Here is a 22,744-nt window from a genome sequence, read left to right on the forward strand (position 1 = left end):
AGAAACGCTACCGCGCGCGCTGCACTCGCTTTTCGTCCCATACGGGCTCACCGGATTCGTAAGCCTGCCCGGTACTGCCGAACACCAGAAATCGGTCGAAACTACGGGCGAACCAGCGGTCGTGAGTGACCGCGATCACCGTGCCCTCGAACGCCGCGATCGCGTCCTCCAGGGCGTCGGCGGACATGAGGTCGAGGTTGTCGGTCGGCTCGTCCAACAGCAACAGCGTTGCGCCCGAGAGTTCGAGAAGCAGGATCTGCACGCGGGCCTGTTGACCGCCCGAGAGATTGTCGTAGGACTGCTCGGCAGCACGGGCCAGACCGTAGCGGTCCAATGCCCGGCCCGCGGCCTCCCGCCCCATGCCGTCACGGTGTTGGTTGCCCATGTGCAAGATGTCGAGCAACGTGTTGCCCGCAAGGTCCGGGCGAGTGTGTGTCTGCGCGAACAGTCCCGGACGCACGCGCGCACCGAGGACCGCCGTGCCGGTATGGGGCACCGGGTCGAGTGCCAGTTCCTGGACCGGCTCGTGCTCCTTCTCCGGATCGGTGCCACCGTTGGCGAGCAGCCGCAGAAAGTGCGATTTGCCGGAGCCGTTGGACCCCAACACCGCAACGCGGTCTCCGTACCAGATTTCGGTGTCGAAGGGCTTCATCAGACCGGTCAGTTCCAGAGCAGTGCACACCAGCGCTCGTTTGGCCGTCCGACCGCCTCGTAGTCGAACGGTGACGTGCTGCTTCAGCGGCACCGCCTCCGGGGGTCCGGCCTCCTCGAACTTGGCCAAACGGGTCTGGGACGCGTGGTATCGGGCAGCCACCCCGTCGTTGAACTTCGCCTTCTCACGCAGTCGCAACACCAGCGCACGAAGTTTGACCAGTTCCTCGTCCCACCGCCGCCGCAATTCGTCGAGCCGAGCATTCCGGTCCTCGCGGGCGGCGTGATAGGTCGCGAATCCCCCACCGTGCACCCAGGACGTAGCACCGCTCACTCCCGGTTCGAGGGTAACGATCCGATTCGCAGCGCTGGCGATCAGCTCACGATCGTGGCTGATGAACAGCACCGACTTGTCCGAGTCGCGAATGGTCGCCTCGAGCCAACGCTTGCCCGGCACGTCGAGGTAGTTGTCCGGCTCGTCTAGCAGCAACAGGTTGTCGGGCCCGGCGAAGAGTGCTTCGAGCACCAGACGCTTCTGTTCACCGCCACTGAGCGTCGATGCGGCACGCCACTTGGCCCGGTCGAACGGCATGCCAAGTGCGGCGGTGGTGACCTTGTCCCAGAACGGCTCGAGATCGTAACCGCCGACGTCACCCCAATCCGACAGTGCCTGGGCGTACTTCATCTGGGTCTTCTCGTCGTCGATCTCGATCATCGTGTTCTCGGCGTCGTCGAGTGCCGCAGCCGCCGCGCGGACGGCCGGCGACGCAACCGAGAGCAGCAGGTCGCGCACGGTCGAGTCGTCGCGTAACTGGCCGACGAACTGTCGCATCACTCCGAGCGAGCCGGAACTCGACACCGAACCCTCGTCGGCGGTCTCGTCGCCGGCGATGATCCGCGTCAGCGTCGTCTTGCCGGTTCCGTTCGGGCCGATCAATGCCGTCTTGGCACCGTCGCCCACTCGAAATCCGACTCCGTTCAACAGCTGCCTGCCGTCGGGCAGGAAATACACGATGTCGTTGAGTTCGAGGTGGGCCACAACGAACCAGCCAACCTCATCGGCACCGCGATGGCCAATCGTTTACCACTGCGCCCGTATCTTCAGGCGAGGGCCAAGTCTTCTCTAGGCGAGGGCCAGGGTCGACGTCTCGGTCAGAACCTGCTCACCGGCATCGTCGACGTGAGCATGGCGCACCTGCAACCGCGCCGAATCACCGTGCAGGGTCAGCAACATGACGCCGTTGTCGAACCACGGTCCCGCCTCCGCTTCCCATTCGACTCCCGAGGGGCCCACGTGCGCAGCTCGAGCGAGTTTCGACAGGATCCGAGCTGCTGGACGTTTGATGGCCAGCTTGTTGACCGCGCGGATAGGGAGATCGAGCGGATTGCGGAACGGAGACATGGTCAGTTGATAGGTGGCAGGCACATCTCGCCCACCGACACCGAAGTTCGCGTTCGCCACGTAGGAGCAGTGCACGTCGCCGGACAGCCACATGATGGACGCAGGCTTGTTCTCACCGCGGGAGAGCTCACGCGTCAACGCCGCCATGTCGTTGAACGAATTGGTGAACGCCGCCCAGTGTTCGAGGTCGAGGCCGATCCGCATCTTCTCGGCCACCTTCGCCGGAATGGAACCCCAACTCCCCTGCGCCACAGCCTCGTTCCACTGTTCCAGGTAGTGCAGAGCGGGCAGCATGAGGTAGGGCAGCGAAGAACCGAACAGCAGGTGTCGCGGAGTGGCTTCGAGCGCGCGCTCGCGTACCCACGCCCACTCCTTCTCGTCCACCATCTCTCGGTTGTTCGGATCCAGATTTCGCGAGCACCGCGAATCGATCATGATCAGACGCGTGTCACCGAAATCGCGGTAGAAGCTCCAGCGCCCCGTCTCGGGATTGCGGTCGATCCGTAATGCAAAATCGGCCAACAACTTCTCGCGATCCGCGTCACTGGCAGCGGACCGGACCGCGGCGTACATCTCGTCCTGCGCCAATTCCTTCGGCGACAGATTGCCCAGGTGCTGGTACACCCAGTACGACGAGTACGCGCCGATCACGCGATCGTTCCACCACGGCCGAGTTTCGATGTCCCGACGCCAGGACGCGGACGAATTCCAATCGTCCCGCAGATCGTGGTCGTCGAGGATCATGCACGACGGGATGCTCGCCATCAGTGTCCGTACCGGCTCCAGTCCCCACGACTCCCTGTACAGCCACGAATACTCCTCGAAGTCGCAGATCTCGTTCTCCGCGTCGGTTCCGACGGCACTCCGCGGGCCCTCGCCGGATCGACGCCGAGCCTGCAGCCGTTCGACGATCTCGGGCGACGGGTCGTCGGCGTAGACCTGATCACCGAGAAGCAGCAATGCCTGCGGCCACCGACTCGGATCCTCTTCTATCAGCGCGTTGCCCAGTCCGGCCAACGCGTCGGCTCCGATCTGCTTCAGAGATTCCTCGCTGTAGTTGTCACCTCGCCGGCACGATCCGAAGGCCAATGTGACGGGTCCCTGGGCGTCGACAGTGTGGATGGCCGCAGTATGGCCTTCACGCGGCCAGACCTTGCGCTCATCGACGAACACCTCGTAATAGACCGCGGAATTGGCGGGCAGGCCTTCGAGTGGAACCAGCGCGTAGTGGTGGCCGTGGACACCCCACGTGCGTTCCGCCGCGCGGACGCCGGCATCGGTGACGACCGTTACGGTCGACGCTTCGGCCATCTCGAACCACAGGGTCGCGGTCTCGGTGCCGACGTACCGGACGATCGGGCCGAGCAGGACAAGGCTGTCGGAAGTCATTGGATCCACATTGCCTGCGTCGGCCCGCTTTCGCCAGTCAGTGGCGCGGATCGGTCCTCACGAGCGGGCCGCCACCACGACCTTTCCCCGTACGTGCCCGGTCTCGACCAACCGATGCGCTTCGCGCAGCTGCTCGGCATCGATAGGAGAGAGGACAGTCGTGACGGTTGTCCGCACCACACCCGCGTCGACGAGCTCGGCCACCCTGGTCAACAACTCGTGCTGGCGAACAAGATCCGAAGCGTCGTGCATCGGACGCGCGAACATGAACTCCCAGTGCCACGAGATCGCCTTCGTCTTGAGCGGGAGAACATCGAGGGTCTCGGGATCGTCGATCGCCACTATCTGGCCGAACGGCGTCAACAGGTCCGCATAGATCTCGACCTGGCCGGAGGAATGAGCAGTGAACACGTAGTCGATGCCGTCCGGAGCGACTCGACGTACGTCGCCCCGAAGATCGCGCCGATGGTTCACCACCTCGGCTGCGCCGAGAGAACGGACCCACTTCTCCGCATCCTCGTCCGCTGCTGTCGCGATCACCCTCACTCGGGGAGCGAGAACCCGAAGAAATTGCAGCACCAGAGATCCGACGCCGCCGGTGGCCCCCACCATCAGCAATGTGCCGGTGGACTCGGCAGTGATGCGGAGTTTGTCGAACAATCCTTCCCAGGCAGTGATCGCAGTCAGCGGCAACGCCGCGGCCTCTGCGAAATCGAGAGTGGTCGGCTTCTTCGCCACGATCCGTTCGTCCACCGCATGCAACTCCGAGTCGGTCCCGGGTCTGCCGAGGTCGCCCGCGTAGTAGACCTCGTCGCCCGGGGTGAACAGTGAGACGTCGGCACCGACGGCACGCACAACACCGGCCGCGTCGAACCCGAGGACTTTCGGTTCGCCGTGCGGGTCGTTGCCTGCGCGGACCTTGACGTCCACCGGGTTCACCGACACGGCTCTGACATCTACCAATATGTCCCTCGGTCGCACGCTCGGCACGTCGACAACCACATCGGTGAGGCTGGCGGGATCGTCGATCGGGAGCGAGCGGGTGTAGGCAACGGCTTTCATCGTCTCGGTCATACCTACAGGATGGCCCGACCCCCCTGTCCACCGTCAAGGCAGAGCTCGACAACGGCAACGGTGACACCGTCCAGACCGAACCTGGGTACCGTCAACTCCGTCGAACCGCCGGCCAGCAGTGCCGCTGCTTCGGCGACGCTGGCACTTCCGACGGCACGCAGCACTCGGACCGACACGGTGGGCGTGACGACGGTCGACAGTTCATCGGCCGAGTAGGTCACCCCCCGAACCCCCATGCTCGACGCCACCGCCGCCACCAGATCCGCTTTCCGGTCGATCGAGGCGATGGCCTCGACGCGCCAATTCGGTTGCAGGACGGTCGAGATCACGCGCACGATCTCGTCGGCCCCAACACCCGACCGGGCACCGATTCCGACCACGACCCGCATCGTCGACGAGCCCTAGACGCGCGCGTAATCGACTGCGGCGGAAACGAATCGAGTGATGGACTCGGGATTGCCCGCAGCGTGTGTGTGCAGGTAGGACGCGTGCACTCCGCCGCGGACGAAGCCTTCGCGAGCGGCGGTTCTGCCGTCCGGTCGCTGCCGATGCCAACCCCAGGCCGCCGGGGCGGGCTCGCGCACTGCGACGAGCTTCGTGCGATGGAACTCGTGGCCGGTGACACGGGTTCCCGCGTCGAACAGAGACGACGCCTCGAGGGCGACCGCGTCTCGATACCCGAGAGTGAGCGTGTTCCCGAATTCCGCGTCGACGTCGATGACGCCTGCCATTGCATGACCGTCCAATTGTGTGGCCAGATAGAGCAATCCGGCGCATTCTGCGTGAACGGGCAGACCCCTGGCCGCGGCCGTCCTGATGTCGGTCAGCAACAGTTCGTTCGCTGCCAGCGCGGCAGCGTGTTCCTCCGGGAATCCACCGGGCAGCACGACTGCTGCTGTACCGGTGGGCAATCCGTCGCGAAGTGGGTCGAACACAGCGACGTCGGCCCCGGCTGCGCGCAGAAGTTCCACATGCTCGGTGTAGCCGAAGGTGAATGCTGGACCACCTGCCACCGCGACGACCGGCGATCCTTCGGACCTACGAACCTCGTCTACCGGATCCCACTCCGGCGCGAGTATCGACGAGCGAGCCAAGGCGCTCACTGCCTCTACATCGACGAACTGCGCCACCAGCGCGCTCATCGCGTCGACCGCATCGGTGGCGGCACCACCGTGTTCGACGGCGGTTATCAGGCCCAGATGTCGTGATGGCACAACCAATTCGCTCATTCTCGGCAACGCGCCGAGCACCGGCACACCCACCCGCTCACACGCTTGACGCAGCACATCCTCGTGGCGTTCGCTGCCGACCCGGTTGAGGATCACCCCGCCGATGCGGACGCTGGGGTCGAACGTCGAGAACCCGTGCAGCACAGCCGCGAGCGACTGACTGTGGCCGCGGGCATCGACCACAAGAATGACCGGGGCACCGAGCATTGCCGCCACCCGTGCGGTCGATCCCTCGGCGGACGCCTCCCCGGGGCCGGTCATGTCGATCTTGCCGTCGAACAGTCCCATGACTCCTTCGACGACCGCGATGTCGCAGCCCCGGCTGCCGTGCCGAAAGAGAGGCCCGATTCGATCGGCACCCACCATGACCGCATCGAGATTGCGTCCGGGCAGCCCGGCCGCCAGACCGTGATAGCCGGGGTCGATGTAATCCGGACCCACCTTGAACGGTGCGACCTTTCGGCCGGCAGCACGTAGTGCGCCCATCAGCCCGGTGGCCACCGTCGTCTTTCCGCTGCCCGAAGCGGGGGCCGCAATGACCACGGCGGGGCACGACGGAGTCACCATTCGATGCCTCGCTGTCCTTTGCGGCCGGCATCCATCGGGTGCTTGACCTTGGCCATCTCGGTGACGAGATCCGCGGCCTCGATCAGCTCACGGGGCGCATCCCGTCCGGTGATGACGACGTGTTGGTTGCCCGGTCGATGGGTCAGAACCTCGACCACCTCAGCGACATCGACCCAACCCCACTTGAGTGGGTAGGTGAACTCGTCCAACACGTAGAAGCGGTGTGACTCCTGCTCGATCCGCCGGGCGATCTCCCGCCAGCCCTCTGCTGCCGCCTCGGCGTGGTCGACGTCGCTGCCCTTCTTGCGAGTCCACGACCAGCCCTCGCCCATCTTGTGCCACTCGACGGCTCCGCCGACACCGGTGCTCTCGTGCAGGTCGCCGAGAGTCCTGAACGCCGCTTCCTCGCCGACTTTCCACTTGGCACTCTTGACGAACTGGAACACTCCGACGTCGAACCCTTGGTTCCACGCCCGCAACGCCATGCCGAACGCAGCGGTCGATTTCCCCTTGCCCGGGCCGGTATGAACGGCGAGGACGGGCAGATTGCGGCGCTGACGCGTCGTGAGGCCGTCCTGCGGAACGGTGCCGGGAGCGGGTACACCCTGAGGCATCGCGCGCCCCTACGCCGCTGCGCGGACGACGGCGGTGACCTGTTCGGCCGACAGATCCTCCAGCGCCACGTAGCCACCACCGAGACGGGCTGCGAAATCGGCGGCCAGGCCGAGACGGACCATTCCCGATTCGCAGTCGACGACGACCGAGGCGATCTTGTCCGACGCGATACGTCCTGCGGCAATGCGCGCTCGGCCGACAGGGTCGGTACCTCCGGTTGCTCGGCCGTCGGTCAGCGCAACCACCAGTGCGCGGCGCAGCGGGTCTCGAACCCGTTCTCGCAGAACCAGATCCCGCGCCTTCAGAAATCCCTGCGCCAACGGAGACCGACCACCGGTCTTCATGTTGCGCAACCGCGTCACGGCCACATCCACCGAAGACGTGGGCGGCAATACCGTCTCGGCTTCCTTGCCGCGCACGGTGATGACGGCGACCTTGTCACGGCGTTGATACGCATCGCGCAACAGTGACAGCACCGCACCGGTCACCGCCGAGAGTCGATCTCGTGCAGCCATCGATCCCGAGGCATCGACGACGAAGACGATCAAGTTGCCCTCGCGCCCCTCCTTGATCGCGCCCCGAAGATCCGCAGGCTCGAGCTTCAGCCGGCCGGAGGTACGGCCGCGGACGACCTGATGCTCGGCGGCGGCGAACAACGTGCCGATCAGATGCAGGCCTTTGCCTCGCTCGACAGTGGGCCGCACCGACCGTCCGTGCGAGGAGCGTGACCGCGAGCGTCGACCCGGCGCGCCCTCTCCTACTCCGGGAACCTCGAGCAGCCGGGCCTTGAACTGGGCACCCGGAGTTCCTGCCTGCTTGTTCTTGCCCGTTCCAGAGGGCTGTGGCTCAGGGGTGCCCGAGGTCTCGGTGTCGGGCGACGACGGGGACGACTCCGAACGCTCGGTCCCTTCGGCACCGTCCGGCACCGGCGCTCCCCCGTCGCCGTCGGGCGTCGGGTCGGGATCTGGATCCGGTTGCTGCTCTGCCTGTTCCGCGGCGTCGCGCATGGCGTCGTCCAACTGCTTGTCGTCGATGCCCGGCTCGTCGAACGGGTCGCGTCGACGCCGATGCGGTAGCGCCAGTTCCGCAGCGACCCGCACGTCTTCCTCTGCCACCTCGCTCGCGCCCCGCCACGCGGCGTGGGCGGACGCAGTGCGTGCCAGCACCAGATCGGCGCGCATGCCGTCGACGTCGAACGACGCGCACAACGCGGCGATGCGCCGAAGTTCCTTGTCGCTCAACTCCACATCGTCGAGGATCTTCCGGGCGGCCAGAATCTGCTCGGCCACCGCGATGTCGTCGTCGCGAAATTGGGCGGCGAACGCGTGCGGATCGCGCTCGTAGTTCATCCGGCGGCGGACGACGTTCATCCGAACATCCACATCGCGCGAGGCCGTCACGTCCACTGCGAGACCGAACCGGTCGAGCAGCTGCGGTCGCAGCTCACCCTCCTCGGGGTTCATCGTGCCGACCAAGACGAATTGTGCTGGGTGCGAATGTGATACACCGTCGCGCTCGACGTGTACGCGGCCCATTGCGGCCGCGTCGAGCAGTACGTCGACCAGATGATCGTGCAGCAGATTCACTTCGTCGACGTAGAGAACTCCGCGGTGCGCAGCTGCGAGCAGGCCGGGCTGGAAGGCGCGTTCGCCGTCACGCAGCACCTTCTCGAGGTCGATGGACCCGACCACTCGATCCTCGGTGGCTCCCACCGGAAGCTCGACGAGCTTTGCCGGTCGGGATCCGTCCTCGTCGTCCACTGCCGGCAGCAGCGTCGCGAGCGCACGCACCACCGTCGATTTGGCGGTGCCCTTCTCGCCGCGGACCAGCACACCGCCGATGCCGGGATGCACGGCGCACAGAATCAACGACAGGCGCAGTTGGTCCTGACCGACGATCGCACTGAACGGATATCCCGGTTCGGGAACACTTCCACCTTGCTGCACAGCTATGTCCCTTCGTGCCCGGAGTTCCGCGCCGGGCGTTCGGTAGAAAAACGCGAAGCCGGGCGGCGATCTGGCTGACAGGAGAATCTGCTTATGCGAAGAAACTCCTGAACACAGTGGCGGGACCGCGCCTGATTCGTACAGGACTTCTCCGCAACCGACTTCGAACGGAACACTACCGCCGAACGAACGAATGCCACACACGGTATGTCCGTGTGTGGCATTCGTTCCGGGAGTGGAGCCTGCGGAACGACCTCACCAATTGTCGAGTACTGCGGAAGGTCAGGCCTCGCTCCAGGCGGTGCCGCCGCCCCGACGCATCGGGGTGTGCGGAATACCGTCCTCGAGAACTTCCTCACCGTCGGGCAGGAAGCCGTGCTTGGCATACATGTCGACGAGGTAGCTCTGAGCATTGATGCGGCACGGCGCGGAGCCGACCTCGGCCAGCGCGGCCCGCAGGATCCGCGTGGTGTGGCCCTGCCCTCGGGCCGAGCGCTGGGTGCAGAGGCGACCGATGCGGAACGCCTTCTCCCCGTCGTCGTGCTCCTCGAGCAGACGGAGGGTGCACACCACCTCGCCGTCCCGTTCGAGCCAGAAGTGTCGCGTCTCGGTCAGCAGGTCACGCCCGTCCAACTCCGGATAAGCACATGCCTGCTCGACCACGAACACCTCGACACGCAGCTTCAACAGGTCGTACAACGTGTTGTTGGACAGGTCTAGTGCCCATGATCGTTTGAGAGCTGCTGCTTGCGTATTCATACCTTTTGCTATCACACACCCGTGGGCTGTGCGAGCTCACGCGAGTTTTCCAGCTCCAGTGTCTTCGAGGTCCAAGCCCAGACCTCGTCGAACAACGAGCTGTTCTGGGCCAGCTTGACCCCCAGCGACGGGACCATTTCCTTGAGCTTGGGCTGCCACGCGTCGTACTTGTCGCCGAAGCACCGCTGGAGCACGTCCAGCATGGCCGGGACGGCGGTGGACGCACCGGGCGAGGCACCGAGCAATCCGGCAATCGTGCCGTCCGCAGCGTTGACCACAGCGGTGCCGAACTCGAGCACACCGCCGCGGCCCTTCTTGCGGATGACCTGCACTCGCTGACCTGCGGTGACGAGCTCCCAGTCCTTACCGATGACCGAGGGGGCGAACTCTCGCAGAGTCTCCACCCGATCCGCCTGCGACTGCGCCAGCTCGCTGACGAGGTACTTGACGAGCCCGAGTTCGGTCACACCGACGCCGAGCATCGACATCAGGTTGCCGGGCTTGACCGAGCCGGGCAGGTCGGTGATCTTGCCCTGCTTGAGGAACTTGGGCGACCAGCCGGCGTACGGGCCGAACAGCAGACCCTGCTCACCGTTGATCACCCGAGTGTCGAGGTGCGGCACGGACATGGGAGGCGCGCCCACCGAGGCCTTGCCGTACACCTTGGCCGAATGCTGCTCGATCAGTTCGGGGTTGGTGCACCGCAGCCACTCGCCGCTGACCGGGAAGCCGCCGAATCCCTTGATCTCCGCGATGCCGGACTTCTGCAGCAGGTGCAGTGCTCCGCCGCCTGCGCCGACGAACACGAACTTGGCGTTGACGGTCTTCTTGGCTCCGGTCCGCTGGTTTGCGACCTTGACGTCCCACGTGCCGTCGGACTGCTTGGTGATGTTGCGCACATCGTGGCCGAAGTGCACGGTGCCGCCCGCGGACGAGAGGTAGTTGAGCAGCTGCTTGGTAAGTGCGCCGAAGTCGACGTCGGTGCCCTCCTGGCTCCAGTTCAGCGCTACCGGATCGGAGAAGTCGCGGCCCTTCGCCATCAACGGCAGTCGCGCCGAGAACTCGTCCTTGGAATCGATGAACTCCATTCCGGCGAACAGCGGGTTGCCGACGAGCGCCTCGTACCGCGCGCGCAGGTACTTCGCGTTGTCTGCTCCGTGCACGAAGCTCACGTGCGGAATGGGGTTGATGAAGTTCTTGGCGTCGGAGAGCACGCCGGTCTCGATACCGTGGGCCCAGAACTGACGCGAGACCTGAAACTGCTCGTTGACGTTGAGCGCCTTGGCGATGTCGACGCTGCCGTCCTTGTTCTGCGGCGTGTAGTTCAACTCGCACAGTGCCGAGTGGCCGGTACCCGCGTTGTTCCACGCGTCGCTGCTCTCGGCCGCGGCAGCATCGAGGCGCTCGTAGACGTCGATCGACCAGTTCGGCTCGAGCTGACGGAGCAGCGCACCGAGGGTGGCGCTCATGATTCCGGCACCGACCAGAACGACGTCGGTCTTGATCCGCTTACCCTGCTCTTCTTTGGACACTGGAGAATCGACTTCCTTGTCTGTGGAGGTCTCGACCGGAGAACTCTGCTGTAGAGGGCTATTCACCCGATGCGGTCAGGTTACTAGCTGGGCCTACCCCATCGGACACCACGTCAACCTGCTCTCGATTGTGCTCCTCGGACGCCGCTCACGGCGCCCACTACAGTTGTGATCTGTGACTACCTGGGTGCCCGACGTCCTCGGCGACGGCTACGAACAGACGACCATTCCACTCGGTGACGATCCGGACGGAGAGGGGCAGGTCGAGGCCACTCTGGTGCGGTATCAACCGTCCGGTGCCTCGAACTTCGAGCGTGCGGTGATCTACGTTCACGGTTTCACCGACTACTTCTTCCAGCGACACATCGCCGAGCACTTCGCGGCGAAGGGATACGCGTTCTACGCCCTCGACCTGCGTAAGTGCGGGCGTTCGCGCCGCGAGGGCCAGACTGCGCATTTCGTGACCGATCTGGCGATGTACGACGCCGAGTTGAACGAAGCACTGAGCCTGGTACGAGCCGAGCGCGCGGACGCCTCGGTGCTGCTGATGGCGCACTCCACGGGCGGCCTCGTTCTCCCCCTGTGGCTGAACCGCCTCAACCGTCAGGAAGGCGGGTCGGCCGGATCGGGCTTGGCAGGAGTCGTTCTCAACAGCCCGTGGTTCGACCTGCAGGGCCCACCCGCCATTCGCAGTGTCGGCACCGCAGCGATCGATGTGATCGGCCGATTCCGATCCAAGACGCAGGTCCCCGGTAGCGGGCTCGACACATACGGGCTGTCGCTCGCTGCGTCGGAGAACGGCGAATGGGACTACGACCTCGACTGGAAACCGCTCGCGGGCTTTCCCATCACCTTCGGGTGGATTCGCGCTGTCCGCCACGGACACGCCGAGCTGCACCGGGGCCTCGACATCGGCATTCCCTCGCTGATTCTTCGGTCGAAGGTGACGCACTTCTCCCGCCGTTACAGCTCGGCCGTCGACGCCGCGGATGCCGTTCTGGACGTTCGACAGATCGCGCGGTGGGCCGGTTGCCTGGGCGACCGTACGACGATCGTGCCCATCGAGGGAGCCCGCCACGACGTGTTTCTGTCCACCGAGGGCCCACGGGTACGGGCATTCGAGGAAATGGACGAATGGCTCGAGTGGTTGCACCGAGGAGAGAGCACCGACCATGCGTCGGGCAAGGACCACAGCGAGAGCGGGCACATTTCATGACCGAGCATTTCGACATCGCGATCATCGGCTCCGGATCGGGAAACTCGATCGCCGATTCACGCTTCGACGACAAGAAGATCGCTCTGCTCGAGGAGAATTCCACGTTCGGTGGCACGTGCCTCAACGTCGGGTGCATCCCCACCAAGATGTTCGTCTATGCAGCCGAAGTCGCTCGGACGGTGCGAGACTCGGCGAAGTACGGAGTCGATGCCCACGTCGACACGGTGCGCTGGCGGGACATCGTCGACCGCGTCTTCGGACGGATCGACCCCATCTCCGAGGGCGGTAAGCGATACCGCGCCGAGGGCAGCCCCAACGTCACGTTGTTCGAGGGACACGCGACGTTCGTCGGCCCCCGCACGATCGACACCGGCACCGGCACCGTCATCACCGCCGACCAGGTTGTCATTGCGGCCGGGTCACGTCCGACGGTGCCACAGGCCATTGCCGATTCGGGTGTCTCCTATCACACCAACAGTGACGTGATGCGACTGCCGGAGCTTCCCGAGCATCTGGTGATTCTCGGATCCGGTTACATCGCAGCAGAATTCGCGCACGTGTTCTCGGCCCTCGGGTCCAAGGTCTCGATCGTCGCCAGGAAGGACGGGCTCCTGCGCGCGCTCGACGCCGATATCTCCAAGCGCTTCACCGAACTGGCGCGCGCCAAGTGGGACGTCCATCTCGACGCCGGCGAGACCCGTGCTGTGACCGAGGGGACGCTGCACGGCGTCGAACTGGCCGACGGCACCAAGGTCCTGGGCGACGCGTTTCTCGTCGCCGTGGGCCGGGAACCGAACGGAGACAGACTCGATCTGGGCACGGCAGGCATCGAGCTCGATGACGAGGGCCGCATCGTGGTGGACGAATTCGGCCGCACCACGGCCGAGGGAGTGTTCGCACTCGGCGACGTCTCGTCCCCTTACCAGCTCAAGCACGTGGCCAACCAGGAAGCTCGGGCCGTGCAGTACAACCTGCTGCAGGACGCGTGGCACGGCGACACCTCGACACTGCGCGAGTACGACCATCGGTTCGTTCCTGCGGCGGTGTTCACCGATCCACAGATCGCCGAGGTGGGCATGACCGAGGAACAAGCCCGCGACGCGGGGTTGGACATCACGGTCAAAGTGCAGAACTACGGCGACGTCGCCTACGGCTGGGCGATGGAGGACAGCGAAGGTCTGTGCAAGATCATTGCCGAAAAGGGGACCGGCAAGATCCTCGGAGCTCACATCATCGGCGCACAGGCACCCACGGTGATTCAGCCACTCATCCAGGCCATGAGCTTCGGGTTGTCTGCCCAGGACATGGCTCGGGGCCAGTACTGGATTCATCCAGGACTGCCCGAGGTGGTCGAGAACGCTCTGCTCGGTCTCGAACTGTAATTTCGACCGTCTACCAGGGACTGGTGCGGAGCACGATCTCGGTGGCCAGCTCGGCCGATGCGTCGACGGGGATGTTTCGGGCCCCGTCGAGCTGAACCACTCGGAAATCCGAGTAGACGAACCGGCCACTCGCGTCGGCGGATGCGCGACCCAACGAGGACCCGACGACCAATGTCGTCGGTAGCTCGACAGGGGGGCAATCCGCCGCGCGGACGGTGCCCTGCTCGTCCGCGATTGCGGGGTGGCAACGGTTCACCGCGATCAGGCTGGCGAACCGTCCGAAGGTTTTCGCGGCCAGCGTCCACGCAGGTTCTGCGCCCGCGCCGCTGCCGACGAGGTGCACCCACGAGAGCTTCAGCTCGTCGAGAACAGCCAGGATGGCCTCGTCGCTCACGCCGTCGATGCTTTCCAGCGCAACGGTTTTCAGATCCGAGTTGTGCAGCCGTTCACTGACTGCGTCGTACACATCCACCGGATCACCTGCGTCGGGCAGCAACAGGACGGCGTGTCTGCTGTCGGGGCCCGCCACTCGCACCGAACATTGCCCGCCCGCTGCACTCACATGCGTGAACTCCATGACGACGACGGTACTGCCTCTTGCGCATGCTCCGCATCGGTTCTATGGTTAGTTACATGAGTAATGAACCAGTGAGGCAAGCAACCTCCACGCATCGGCGGCAGTTCTGATGGACGAGGGCAGGCCGATCTTCTTGCAGATCGCCGAGCTCGTCGAGAACTCCATCATCGACGGATCGTTGGCCGAGGAAGAGCAGGTCCCTTCGACGAACGAGCTCGCCGCGTTCCATCGAATCAATCCGGCAACCGCGGGCAAGGGGCTCGCCAAACTCGTCGCCGACGGCGTCGTCTACAAGAAGCGAGGAATCGGCATGTTCGTCACCACAGGGGCTCGCGACGCTCTCCGGTTCCGTCGCCGCGACCTCTTCGCCCGTCAGTACATCGATCCGTTGGTCACCGAGGCACGCAAGCTCGGCATGACCGTCGACGAACTCAAGACCATGCTCGACAACTGGGAGGCAGCACGATGAGCGTCCACACTCTCGGCTCGATCGGCGAACCCGGCACCATCGCCGCGTCGGCCACTCACCTGACCAAGAAGTTCGGCACGTTCACCGCTGTCGACGATGTCAGTTTCGAGATCGAACGGAACAAGATCTACGGCTTTCTCGGCCGCAACGGCGCGGGCAAGACCACCGTCATGCAGATGATGACCGCGCAGATGCGCCAGAGCGCCGGCGAAGTGTCGGTACTCGGACAGCGGCCGTGGGAGAACCCACATGCCCTGAGTCACGTGTGCTTCGTCAAGGAAAGCCAGAAGTATCCGGACGATCTGAAGGTGAAGAACGCCATCTCGCAGGCATCCCACATTCTTCCGCACTGGGACGACGACTTCGCGGCCGAATTACTGCGGGACTTCGACCTGCCCGTGGGCCGCAAGATCAAGAAGCTCTCGCGAGGAATGACGTCGGCTCTCGGAATCGTCATCGGACTCGCATCGCGTGCACCACTGACCTTTTTCGACGAGCCCTACTTGGGACTGGACGCGGTCTCGCGTCACATGTTCTACGACAGATTGCTGGCCGACTACGCCGAGAATCCCAGGACAGTGATCCTGTCCACCCATTTGATCGACGAGGTCAGTGATCTGATCGAACACGTGATCCTCATCGACAAGGGCAGAATCGTGCTCGACGCCGACTCGGATGCGCTGCGCGAGGGCGCATTCGAGATCACCGGTCCCGCCAAGGCGGTCGACTCGTTCATCTCGGGACACAGAACTCTGCACCGAACCAGCCTCGGAGCCAGCGCGCGGGCGACGATCGACGGCCGACTCACCGACAGACAAAAATCGGACGGTGCCGCAGCGGGGCTCACTATCGAAGCAATTCCATTGCAGCAGTTGATCATCGAACGCACCAATGTCGCAAGCGAGGAGGCAGCGTCATGAAACGAATACTGAACGTCGCTCGAATCCACAACACCTCCTGGGCAACCACATTCGCGTGGCCACTGGGAATTCTCGCGGTCGTTTTCGTGATCACGTACGGCATCTTCCTCGTGGTTCCCGTGAACGAATCCGAGTTCACCTTCACCGGTGGAGTGTTCTCCGTGTACGGATTCGGGATCGCGTTCTATATCACCGCTATCACACAATGCTTTCCGTACGCGCTCGGCCTGAGTGTCACACGGCGCGAATTCCTCAGTGCCACAGCCCTCGTGGGTATCACACAATCGGTCGCGATCGGCACCATCGTGTACCTGTTGTCGGTAGTCGAGGCCGCGACGGGAGGCTTCGGGAAGAAGCTTCGCATGTTCGGCCTCGCCCGCTATGCGACCGACAACGAAGTTCTACAGTGGGCAACTCTGGTGACCGGATTGCTGTTGATCGGCGGGATCGGCGCATTCATCGGCGTCGTCTACCGGCGCTACCGCACCAATGGCCTGTTCACCCTCGGACTCGGTGCGCTCGTGCTCTTCGGCGGCGGCTCGGTACTCGTGACCTGGCAGAACTGGTGGCCCAACGTCGGAAGCTTCTTCACCGACACCCCACGCATCCTGCTGCTCGTGATCATCCCCTTGATCATCACCGCGGTGCTGTCCGCAGCCAGCTGGGTCGGACTTCTCAAAGCAACTGCGTGACAATCTTTTTCAACGCAGGATCGACGCCGTGCTCGATGAGATCGAGTACGGCGTCGACGTCGAGGTTGTCTTCCACCAGATCGGCCAGCAGGTCCAACTGCTGCTCCCGCAGTGCCGCGACCGACGTAGCAGGGGCCACCAGAAATCCCTCGCGACCCGACTTCGCCGCTACCCAGGCAAGGAAGGATCGTCTGAAATCGTCGGACTCGAGAAGGCCGTGCCAGTGAGTTCCTACGACGCTGCCACGCACACTGCCCTCGCGAACACCCGACGCTGCGGTCAGCAGTGCATCGTCCCCGCTACGAACAACTCGTCCGTGATGAATCTCGTACCCGGACAGAGAATGTGCGCCGAACCGCTGTGCCCGACCCGTCACCTGCGCGAGTACCTTGTCGGCTGCGAACTCGATATCGAGATCGAGCAGACCCAGCCCCTCGACGACACCGACACCCGACTCCACCGCGTCCGAGATGGTTCGACCGAGCATCTGGTATCCGCCGCAGATACCCAGAACCGGCCGACCCGCGGCGGCGCGCTCGGAAATGGCACGAGCAAGACCGCTGCGCCGCAACCACTCCAGATCCGACACCGTGGACTTGCTGCCGGGGACGACCACCAGATCCACATCGTCGAGCCGAGAGGGCTCGGTGACCCAGTGCACCGACACTCCGGGCTCGCACGCCAGCGCCTCGACATCGGTCGTATTGGAGATTCTCGGCAACCGCACCGCCGCCACCCGTAGCCACTGGGACCCGACGGGAGGACGCGGCCTGCCCACCGGAGCGTCGGCAACCGTACCGAGGGAATCCTCCGCATCCATCCACAATCCGTCCGCGAACGGGACGACTCCATACGTCGGCCGCCCGGTCAGTGCACGCAACTGATCGAGACCCGGTGCCAACAGCGCCGGATCGCCTCGAAACTTGTTGATCACGAATCCCGCGACGAGCGCCTGATCTTCCGGAGACAGCACGGCAACAGTGCCGAACAGGTGGGCGAGCACTCCCCCGCGGTCGATGTCGCCCACCACGATCACCGGCAGAGCAGTCGCCGTCGCCAGTCCCATATTGGCCAAATCGGTTGCACGCAGATTGATCTCGGCGGGCGAACCCGCTCCCTCGCAGATCACCACATCGAATTCTGCACGCAGAGAGGCCAGCTCGTCGGCCACCACGGTTCGCAGCGCTGTCCGATGCTCGATGTAGTTGCTCGCACTCACTTGCGCCACGGCGCGCCCGCGCACCACCAACTGCGAGGTCCGGTCGCTTCCTGGTTTGAGCAACACCGGATTGAAGCGGACACTCGGCTCGAGGCCGCAGGCCGCCGCCTGCATCGCCTGCGCCCGACCGATCTCACCGCCGTCGAGCGTGACCACCGAATTGTTGGACATGTTCTGCGCCTTGAACGGAGCCACTCGCACGCCCCGTCTCGCCAACATGCGACACAGACCGGCAACCAACACGCTCTTACCAGCATCCGACGTCGTCCCCGCAACCAGCAGGGCACCTTTCAGACTCACGGCATTCGTTTTTTTCTGTTCACTCCGCAGGCTCCGCTCACGGCATTGGTTTTCTGTTCACTCCGCGGGCTCCGCTCACGGCAGGGTCAGAATCTCGCTGCCCGTCTCGGTGACCACAAGGGTGTGCTCGAACTGCGCGGTCCACTTCTTGTCGTGTGTGACCACCGTCCAGCCGTCGTCCCACATCTCGGCGTTGATCGTGCCCAGATTGATCATCGGTTCGATCGTGAAGGTCATTCCCGGCTCGATGACGGTGTCCACCGACGGCTGGTCGTAGTGCAGAACGACGAGACCGTTGTGGAAGGTGGTACCGATGCCGTGTCCGGTGAAATCCTCGACCACTCCGTACCCGAACCGGTGCGCATACGACTCGATGACGCGGCCCACCACATTCAGTGCGCGACCCGGCTTGACTGCCTTGATGGCCCGCATGGTGGCCTCGTGGGTGCGCTCGACGAGCAGGCGTGCCTCCTCGGAGACGTTGCCGGCCAGAAACGTTGCGTTGGTATCGCCGTGTACTCCGTCGATGTACGCGGTGACGTCGATGTTGACGATGTCGCCGTCCTCGATCACCGTCGAGTCGGGGATGCCGTGACAGATGACCTCGTTGAGCGAGGTGCAGCACGACTTCGGAAAACCCTTGTAGCCCAACGTCGACGGGTATGCGCCGTGATCGATCATGTACTCGTGAGCGATGCGGTCGAGCTCGTCGGTCGTCACTCCCGGTGCCACCGCCCGGCCCGCTTCCTGTAGGGCCCTGGCCGCAATCTTCGATGCCACCCGCATCTTCTCGATGACCTCGGGAGTCTGCACCCACGGTTCGCTGCCTTCGGCGACAGTCGACTTCCACGCATACTCGGGCCGCTCGATCGACTTGGGCACCGCGAGGACGGGCGATACGACGCCTGGTACGAGTGGCTGACGGGGCTTGCTCTCGGCGGTCACAGACATGTGCCCCAGAGTAGTCGGCCCCGTACCGACACTCCGCCCAGAGCAGGATGCCCGGGCAATCGAATCATCGTTCTCTCGAGCGGATATGATCTGGGTCACGTTCAATGCCGACTGCCGACGCTGATTGCCGACTCGAAGGAGGGCAGCACCATGGTTCACTCGAATCTGCTGCGCCCTCGTGACGGCGACGCCCTGCGCGCCGAACTACGCCAGGTGGCGGCAACGTCGAATGTGCCCGTCGTGTTCGGCGGCGAAGTCTCTTCGGAGACTCTGTATCTGAGCGAGTTCCAGGGCACCCGCACCCGTGGTCTCGACGGACTCGCCATCCCACCTCGGTCGGGCCTCGGTGGACGCGTCATGGAGCAGCGCAGACCGGCAGCCGTGAGCGATTACGGATCGTCCATGTCGATCACCCATCACTTCGATCGACCGGTGCTCGGCGAAGGCCTCAAATCGATCCTCGCGATGCCTGTGGTGGTGGCGGGAGTCGCTCGGATAGTGATGTATGCCGCGGTACGCGAGCGAGGCCCGCTCGGCGATCGCGTCGGCGACATCATGACGGCAGCCGCGCGACGCCTCGGGCAGGAGATCGCCGTTCGCGACGAGGTCGACCGCAGGGTTCGTCTACTGGCGACCACCCGTTCGATTGTCGATTCGGACCTGTCGCGGGCCGCCGAACTGCGCAGCGTTCACGAGGAGCTGGCCGATCTCGCTCGGTCCGTGGGTGACGAGAAGATCCGGCGCAGACTCGATCTGGTCACTGCTCGCATGGCAGCGACCCTCGGCCAGGGAGTGTCGTCCACAGAGATACAGCCGGACGGCACCGTACCGCAGTCTCCACCCCTGTTGACACCACGCGAAATCGACGTGATCTCACAGGTTGCGTTGGGCTGCACCAACATCGAGGTTGCACAGCGCCTGTCGATCGGTGCCGAAACGGTCAAGTCGTACCTGCGGAGCGTGATGCGAAAAACCGAGTCGCATACCCGATACGAAGCCGTGGTGGCGTGCCGTCGGCTGGGCATCGTGACGGCCTGATCTGCCACACCGGTTGTTCGCTCAGTACCCCGGTGGCAGCTGCTCGAACATTTCCCGGGTCACCGCAACAGCGTTGTCCGAGCTGCCCCCACGCACCACGAGCGTGGCAAACGCGATGTCGCCTCGATAGCCGACGAACCACGAGTGCGAGCCGCCCTCGACCTCGGCCTCACCGGTCTTTCCGTAGACCTCACCCTGGTCTGCGATGCGCTCGGCCGTCCCGCTGGTGACCACCGATCGCATCATCCCGCGTAGTCCGTCGACCATCGCCGGTTCGATCGGCGGGTGATCACCGGTGATCACCGTGTCGCGTCCCACCAACAGGTTCGGCACCGGAGTCGAACCGTGGGCCACCGTCGCCGCGGCCAAGGCCATGCCGAAGGTGGAGACGACCACCTTGCCCTGCCCGAAGCCGTCCTCGGTGCGTTGGACGAGCTCGTCCGCCGGGGGCACCGAACCCGAGTCGGTCGGCAGCCCGACGACGTCGTAATCCGGGCCGACGCCGAACTGAGATGCCGCGACGGTCAACGCGTCGGGCGACATCTCGCTGGCCAGTTTCGCGAACGAGGTGTTGCACGATCGAGTGAACGCGGTACTCATCGTGACGTCGCCGAGCGAGAACTCGTTGTAGTTGGGCACACTGCGCTCGCCGATCTCGATGCGACCCGGACACGGAACGGTGCTGCCCGGGGTCGCCAGTCCGCTCGAAATGGCAGCGCCGGCGGTGATGATCTTGAACGTCGATCCGGGCGGGTAGAGACCGGCGGACGCCACCGGTCCGTCCCGGTCGGCAGCCGGGTTCTGCGCTACCGCCAGGATCGCACCCGTCGACGGTTGAATGACCACCGTCATCGCCTGCTCGGTGCGCGCGTTCACTGCTCGCTGCGCCGCGACCTGGATATTGCGATCGAGGCTGATCGAGAAGGATGGAGCGGGCTGCGGCGGAGTATCGGTCAGAACGTCGACGTCGACGCCGTTGCGGTTGCTGGTCACCACGCTCCAGCCCGCCTGACCGTCGACCTCGTCGATGACGGCCTTCTTGACCTGACCCACCAGATCCGGCGCGAACGTGGGGTCGGTGGACACCAGATCCGACTCGTCGGATGCCGTGACACCGGGAATCTCGGTGAGCGCTGCCGAGATGGGCTGAAAGTCGCTCTCACGCAGCAGTGCCACCGGATAGTCGCCGTCGACCGAGGTGGCCGACTCCACGATGGACTGAGCCGTGATCGACGCGTCGAACGGAGTCAGCAGCGTCGACAACGCAGTCGCCGATGCCACCACGTTGTTCGCATTCGCTGCGTCGAACTTGATTCGATGCACGACGCCGGGCACCAGAACGTCGGTTCCGGAACGCTCGTTGACGCGGGCCCTCGGGGCCGCCGTCGAGCGCAGCGACATGGTTTGGGTGTCACCGAGCTTGGGATGGATGTCCGACGCCGTCCAGCGCACCACCCAGTCGCCCTCGCTGCGCCCCATGTTCAGCTGACCGTCGTAGGTCCACACCCGGTCCTTCGGCAGCTGCCACGTGTACGTGTAACCGACTGTGGCGGTATCTCCGTCGACCTGCACCGACGTCGTCTGCGCGTCCAGGGACTCGGCCTGCAGATTGGTCCACGCCTCGGTCAGTGCGGTGGCGGCGGCATCGGGCTTGTCGGTGTCCGCAGCGGCAGCGGCGATGTCATTGGACTCGAAGGCGGCGAGAAATGCCTGGGCCGCGGGCTCCGGGCCGTCAGGCTTGGGGGTACACCCGGTGAGCGAAGCAGCAACCACGGCTCCGATCGCCAGCACCACGCCGACTCGATACCGCATCTCGGTTGCACCACGTGATCTCATTGCGCCCCATCGTAATAGGGCGCACCCCTGACCGATGGCAACGAAACGCGGTTCGCGACAAGCTAATCGAGCAATACCGTGGTGAAGGTTGCCACCTGAGTCAGCCCGATTTTCGCGTACGCCCGCCGGGCGACGTAGTTGAAGCTGTTGACGTACAGGCTGGCGGTGCGGCCCTGACGAACGACCGAGTCGACCACTGCGGCGGTACCGGACGCACCGAGACCGTGTCCACGCCGGTCGGGGTGAACCCACACGCCCTGGATCTGGCCCACCGTCGCCGACTGCGATCCGATCTCGGCCTTGAACACCACTCGGCCGTCCTCGAATCGAGCCCAGGCACGCTGCGCCGCAATGAGACTCGAGATCCGGCGTCTGTATCCACGGCCGCCGTCGTTCTGCCGGGGGTCGACTCCGACTTCCTCGATGAACATGGCGACGGCCGCAGTGAGATACACGTCGAGCTCGTCGGGTCGAACGAGACGGACCTGAGGATCGGGTGGCAAAGACGAACGCACCGACGTGGCCAGCAGTGGTTGCTCACCGCGGACCTCCCGGGCGGGGCCCCAGTCGGTCTCGAGCATCTCCCACAGCGGCAGCGTCAGTTCGGCCCGCCCGACCAGCGAGGAACACAATCGGGGGCCGCGGCACGCACGGTCTGCGAACGACCGGAGGTCGTCGCCCGATCCGAGCAGTGGAACGAGGTTCGCTCCGTAGAAGCACAACGATTCGTCCGGGCCGCCCCTACTCCACATCTCACCGTGAAACGACCTGGGATCCAGTCCGGATTCTTGCACCCGGGCGGCAACCATGCAGGTCGCGACCGGGTCGGCGTCGAGCACGCGCAGCACGTGTGCGGTGTCTCGATTACCGAGAGGCTTCGCACCGAGGAGCTTGAGCACCTACCGACCTCCTGACCCACCTACCGCGTACACATCGACCGAGCGTGCACCGAATCATTCCAGAGAACGTGTTCCCCCGGT

General features: G+C 64.6%; 20 protein-coding genes and 1 riboswitch. Of the genes, 6 read left to right on the forward strand and 14 right to left on the reverse strand.

Features of this window, described 5'->3' with window-relative positions; genetic code table 11:
• Positions 1-7: 7 nt before the first annotated feature.
• The 9 genes from CH305_RS23850 to mqo form a co-directional block, all read right to left on the reverse strand.
• Positions 8-1,690, reverse strand: a complete 1,683-nt coding sequence (locus tag CH305_RS23850) for an ATP-binding cassette domain-containing protein (RefSeq protein ID WP_094705020.1) — start codon at positions 1,688-1,690, stop codon at positions 8-10.
• Positions 1,691-1,774: 84 nt separating this feature from the next.
• Complete coding sequence (locus CH305_RS23855; protein WP_179278381.1) at positions 1,775-3,442, reverse strand: alkaline phosphatase D family protein; 1,668 nt, start codon at positions 3,440-3,442, stop codon at positions 1,775-1,777.
• 57 nt (positions 3,443-3,499) lie between these two features.
• Complete coding sequence (locus CH305_RS23860) at positions 3,500-4,516, reverse strand: zinc-binding alcohol dehydrogenase family protein (RefSeq protein ID WP_094705022.1); 1,017 nt, start codon at positions 4,514-4,516, stop codon at positions 3,500-3,502.
• 2 nt (positions 4,517-4,518) lie between these two features.
• Positions 4,519-4,905 carry a cobalamin biosynthesis protein gene (locus CH305_RS23865; protein ID WP_094610540.1) on the reverse strand — a complete coding sequence of 129 codons (387 nt, stop codon included), beginning with the start codon at positions 4,903-4,905 and terminating at the stop codon, positions 4,519-4,521.
• 12 nt (positions 4,906-4,917) lie between these two features.
• The gene (locus CH305_RS23870) at positions 4,918-6,312 is read right to left on the reverse strand and encodes a cobyrinate a,c-diamide synthase (RefSeq protein WP_094705023.1); all 1,395 of its coding nucleotides are present in this window, start codon (positions 6,310-6,312) and stop codon (positions 4,918-4,920) included.
• Positions 6,306-6,926, reverse strand: coding sequence for a cob(I)yrinic acid a,c-diamide adenosyltransferase (gene cobO, locus CH305_RS23875; RefSeq protein ID WP_032403206.1), 621 nt, complete (start codon positions 6,924-6,926; stop codon positions 6,306-6,308). Before cobO ends, CH305_RS23870 begins: the two co-directional genes overlap by 7 nt.
• A gap of 9 nt (positions 6,927-6,935) precedes the next feature.
• Entirely contained in the window at positions 6,936-8,879 is a 1,944-nt protein-coding gene (locus CH305_RS23880) for a magnesium chelatase subunit D family protein (protein WP_094705306.1), read from the reverse strand.
• A 40-nt stretch (positions 8,880-8,919) separates the two neighbouring features.
• Positions 8,920-9,071, reverse strand: a riboswitch (cobalamin riboswitch).
• A gap of 84 nt (positions 9,072-9,155) precedes the next feature.
• The gene (locus CH305_RS23885) at positions 9,156-9,632 is read right to left on the reverse strand and encodes a GNAT family N-acetyltransferase (RefSeq protein ID WP_032377066.1); all 477 of its coding nucleotides are present in this window, start codon (positions 9,630-9,632) and stop codon (positions 9,156-9,158) included.
• A gap of 11 nt (positions 9,633-9,643) precedes the next feature.
• A complete protein-coding gene (gene mqo / locus CH305_RS23890) occupies positions 9,644-11,164 on the reverse strand; it encodes a malate dehydrogenase (quinone) (protein ID WP_032403204.1) in 1,521 nt (506 codons plus the stop codon).
• A 175-nt stretch (positions 11,165-11,339) separates the two neighbouring features.
• On the opposite strand from mqo, the gene CH305_RS23895 reads away from it, so the two are divergent.
• Entirely contained in the window at positions 11,340-12,380 is a 1,041-nt protein-coding gene (locus CH305_RS23895) for an alpha/beta hydrolase (RefSeq protein ID WP_176458330.1), read from the forward strand.
• Positions 12,377-13,762 carry a mycothione reductase gene (gene mtr, locus CH305_RS23900; RefSeq protein WP_094705024.1) on the forward strand — a complete coding sequence of 462 codons (1,386 nt, stop codon included), beginning with the start codon at positions 12,377-12,379 and terminating at the stop codon, positions 13,760-13,762. Before CH305_RS23895 ends, mtr begins: the two co-directional genes overlap by 4 nt.
• 10 nt (positions 13,763-13,772) lie before the next feature.
• On the opposite strand, the gene CH305_RS23905 is transcribed toward mtr, so the two are convergent.
• Positions 13,773-14,339, reverse strand: coding sequence for an alpha/beta fold hydrolase (locus CH305_RS23905; RefSeq protein ID WP_037151422.1), 567 nt, complete (start codon positions 14,337-14,339; stop codon positions 13,773-13,775).
• 106 nt (positions 14,340-14,445) lie between these two features.
• Here CH305_RS23905 and CH305_RS23910 point away from each other — a divergent pair, with 106 nt between their 5' ends.
• From CH305_RS23910 to CH305_RS23920, 3 genes are read left to right on the forward strand one after another with little or no spacing between them, the layout of a single operon-like run.
• Positions 14,446-14,808, forward strand: a complete 363-nt coding sequence (locus tag CH305_RS23910; protein WP_027496722.1) for a GntR family transcriptional regulator — start codon at positions 14,446-14,448, stop codon at positions 14,806-14,808.
• A complete protein-coding gene (locus tag CH305_RS23915; RefSeq protein ID WP_094705025.1) occupies positions 14,805-15,728 on the forward strand; it encodes an ABC transporter ATP-binding protein in 924 nt (307 codons plus the stop codon). Before CH305_RS23910 ends, CH305_RS23915 begins: the two co-directional genes overlap by 4 nt.
• Entirely contained in the window at positions 15,725-16,420 is a 696-nt protein-coding gene (locus CH305_RS23920; RefSeq protein ID WP_032403198.1) for an ABC transporter permease, read from the forward strand. Before CH305_RS23915 ends, CH305_RS23920 begins: the two co-directional genes overlap by 4 nt.
• Here the strand turns inward: CH305_RS23920 and CH305_RS23925 are convergent.
• Positions 16,404-17,933 (reverse strand): cobyric acid synthase, encoded by a 1,530-nt coding sequence (locus CH305_RS23925; protein ID WP_094705308.1) that lies wholly within the window; start codon positions 17,931-17,933, stop codon positions 16,404-16,406. The genes CH305_RS23920 and CH305_RS23925 overlap by 17 nt on opposite strands.
• An 81-nt stretch (positions 17,934-18,014) precedes the next feature.
• On the reverse strand, positions 18,015-18,890 hold the full coding sequence (gene map / locus CH305_RS23930; protein ID WP_052058473.1) for a type I methionyl aminopeptidase: 876 nt from the start codon (positions 18,888-18,890) through the stop codon (positions 18,015-18,017).
• A gap of 150 nt (positions 18,891-19,040) precedes the next feature.
• Between map and CH305_RS23935 the strand changes: the two genes are divergently transcribed.
• Positions 19,041-19,928 carry a LuxR C-terminal-related transcriptional regulator gene (locus CH305_RS23935; RefSeq protein WP_094705310.1) on the forward strand — a complete coding sequence of 296 codons (888 nt, stop codon included), beginning with the start codon at positions 19,041-19,043 and terminating at the stop codon, positions 19,926-19,928.
• Between the two features lie 21 nt (positions 19,929-19,949).
• On the opposite strand, the gene CH305_RS23940 is transcribed toward CH305_RS23935, so the two are convergent.
• Positions 19,950-21,740 carry a penicillin-binding transpeptidase domain-containing protein gene (locus CH305_RS23940; protein WP_032403603.1) on the reverse strand — a complete coding sequence of 597 codons (1,791 nt, stop codon included), beginning with the start codon at positions 21,738-21,740 and terminating at the stop codon, positions 19,950-19,952.
• An 86-nt stretch (positions 21,741-21,826) separates the two neighbouring features.
• On the reverse strand, positions 21,827-22,663 hold the full coding sequence (locus tag CH305_RS23945) for a GNAT family N-acetyltransferase (RefSeq protein ID WP_032403196.1): 837 nt from the start codon (positions 22,661-22,663) through the stop codon (positions 21,827-21,829).
• Positions 22,664-22,744: the final 81 nt, after the last annotated feature.

Source organism: Rhodococcus sp. 15-649-2-2 (genome assembly GCF_002258645.1).
Lineage (GTDB): Bacteria > Actinomycetota > Actinomycetes > Mycobacteriales > Mycobacteriaceae > Rhodococcoides.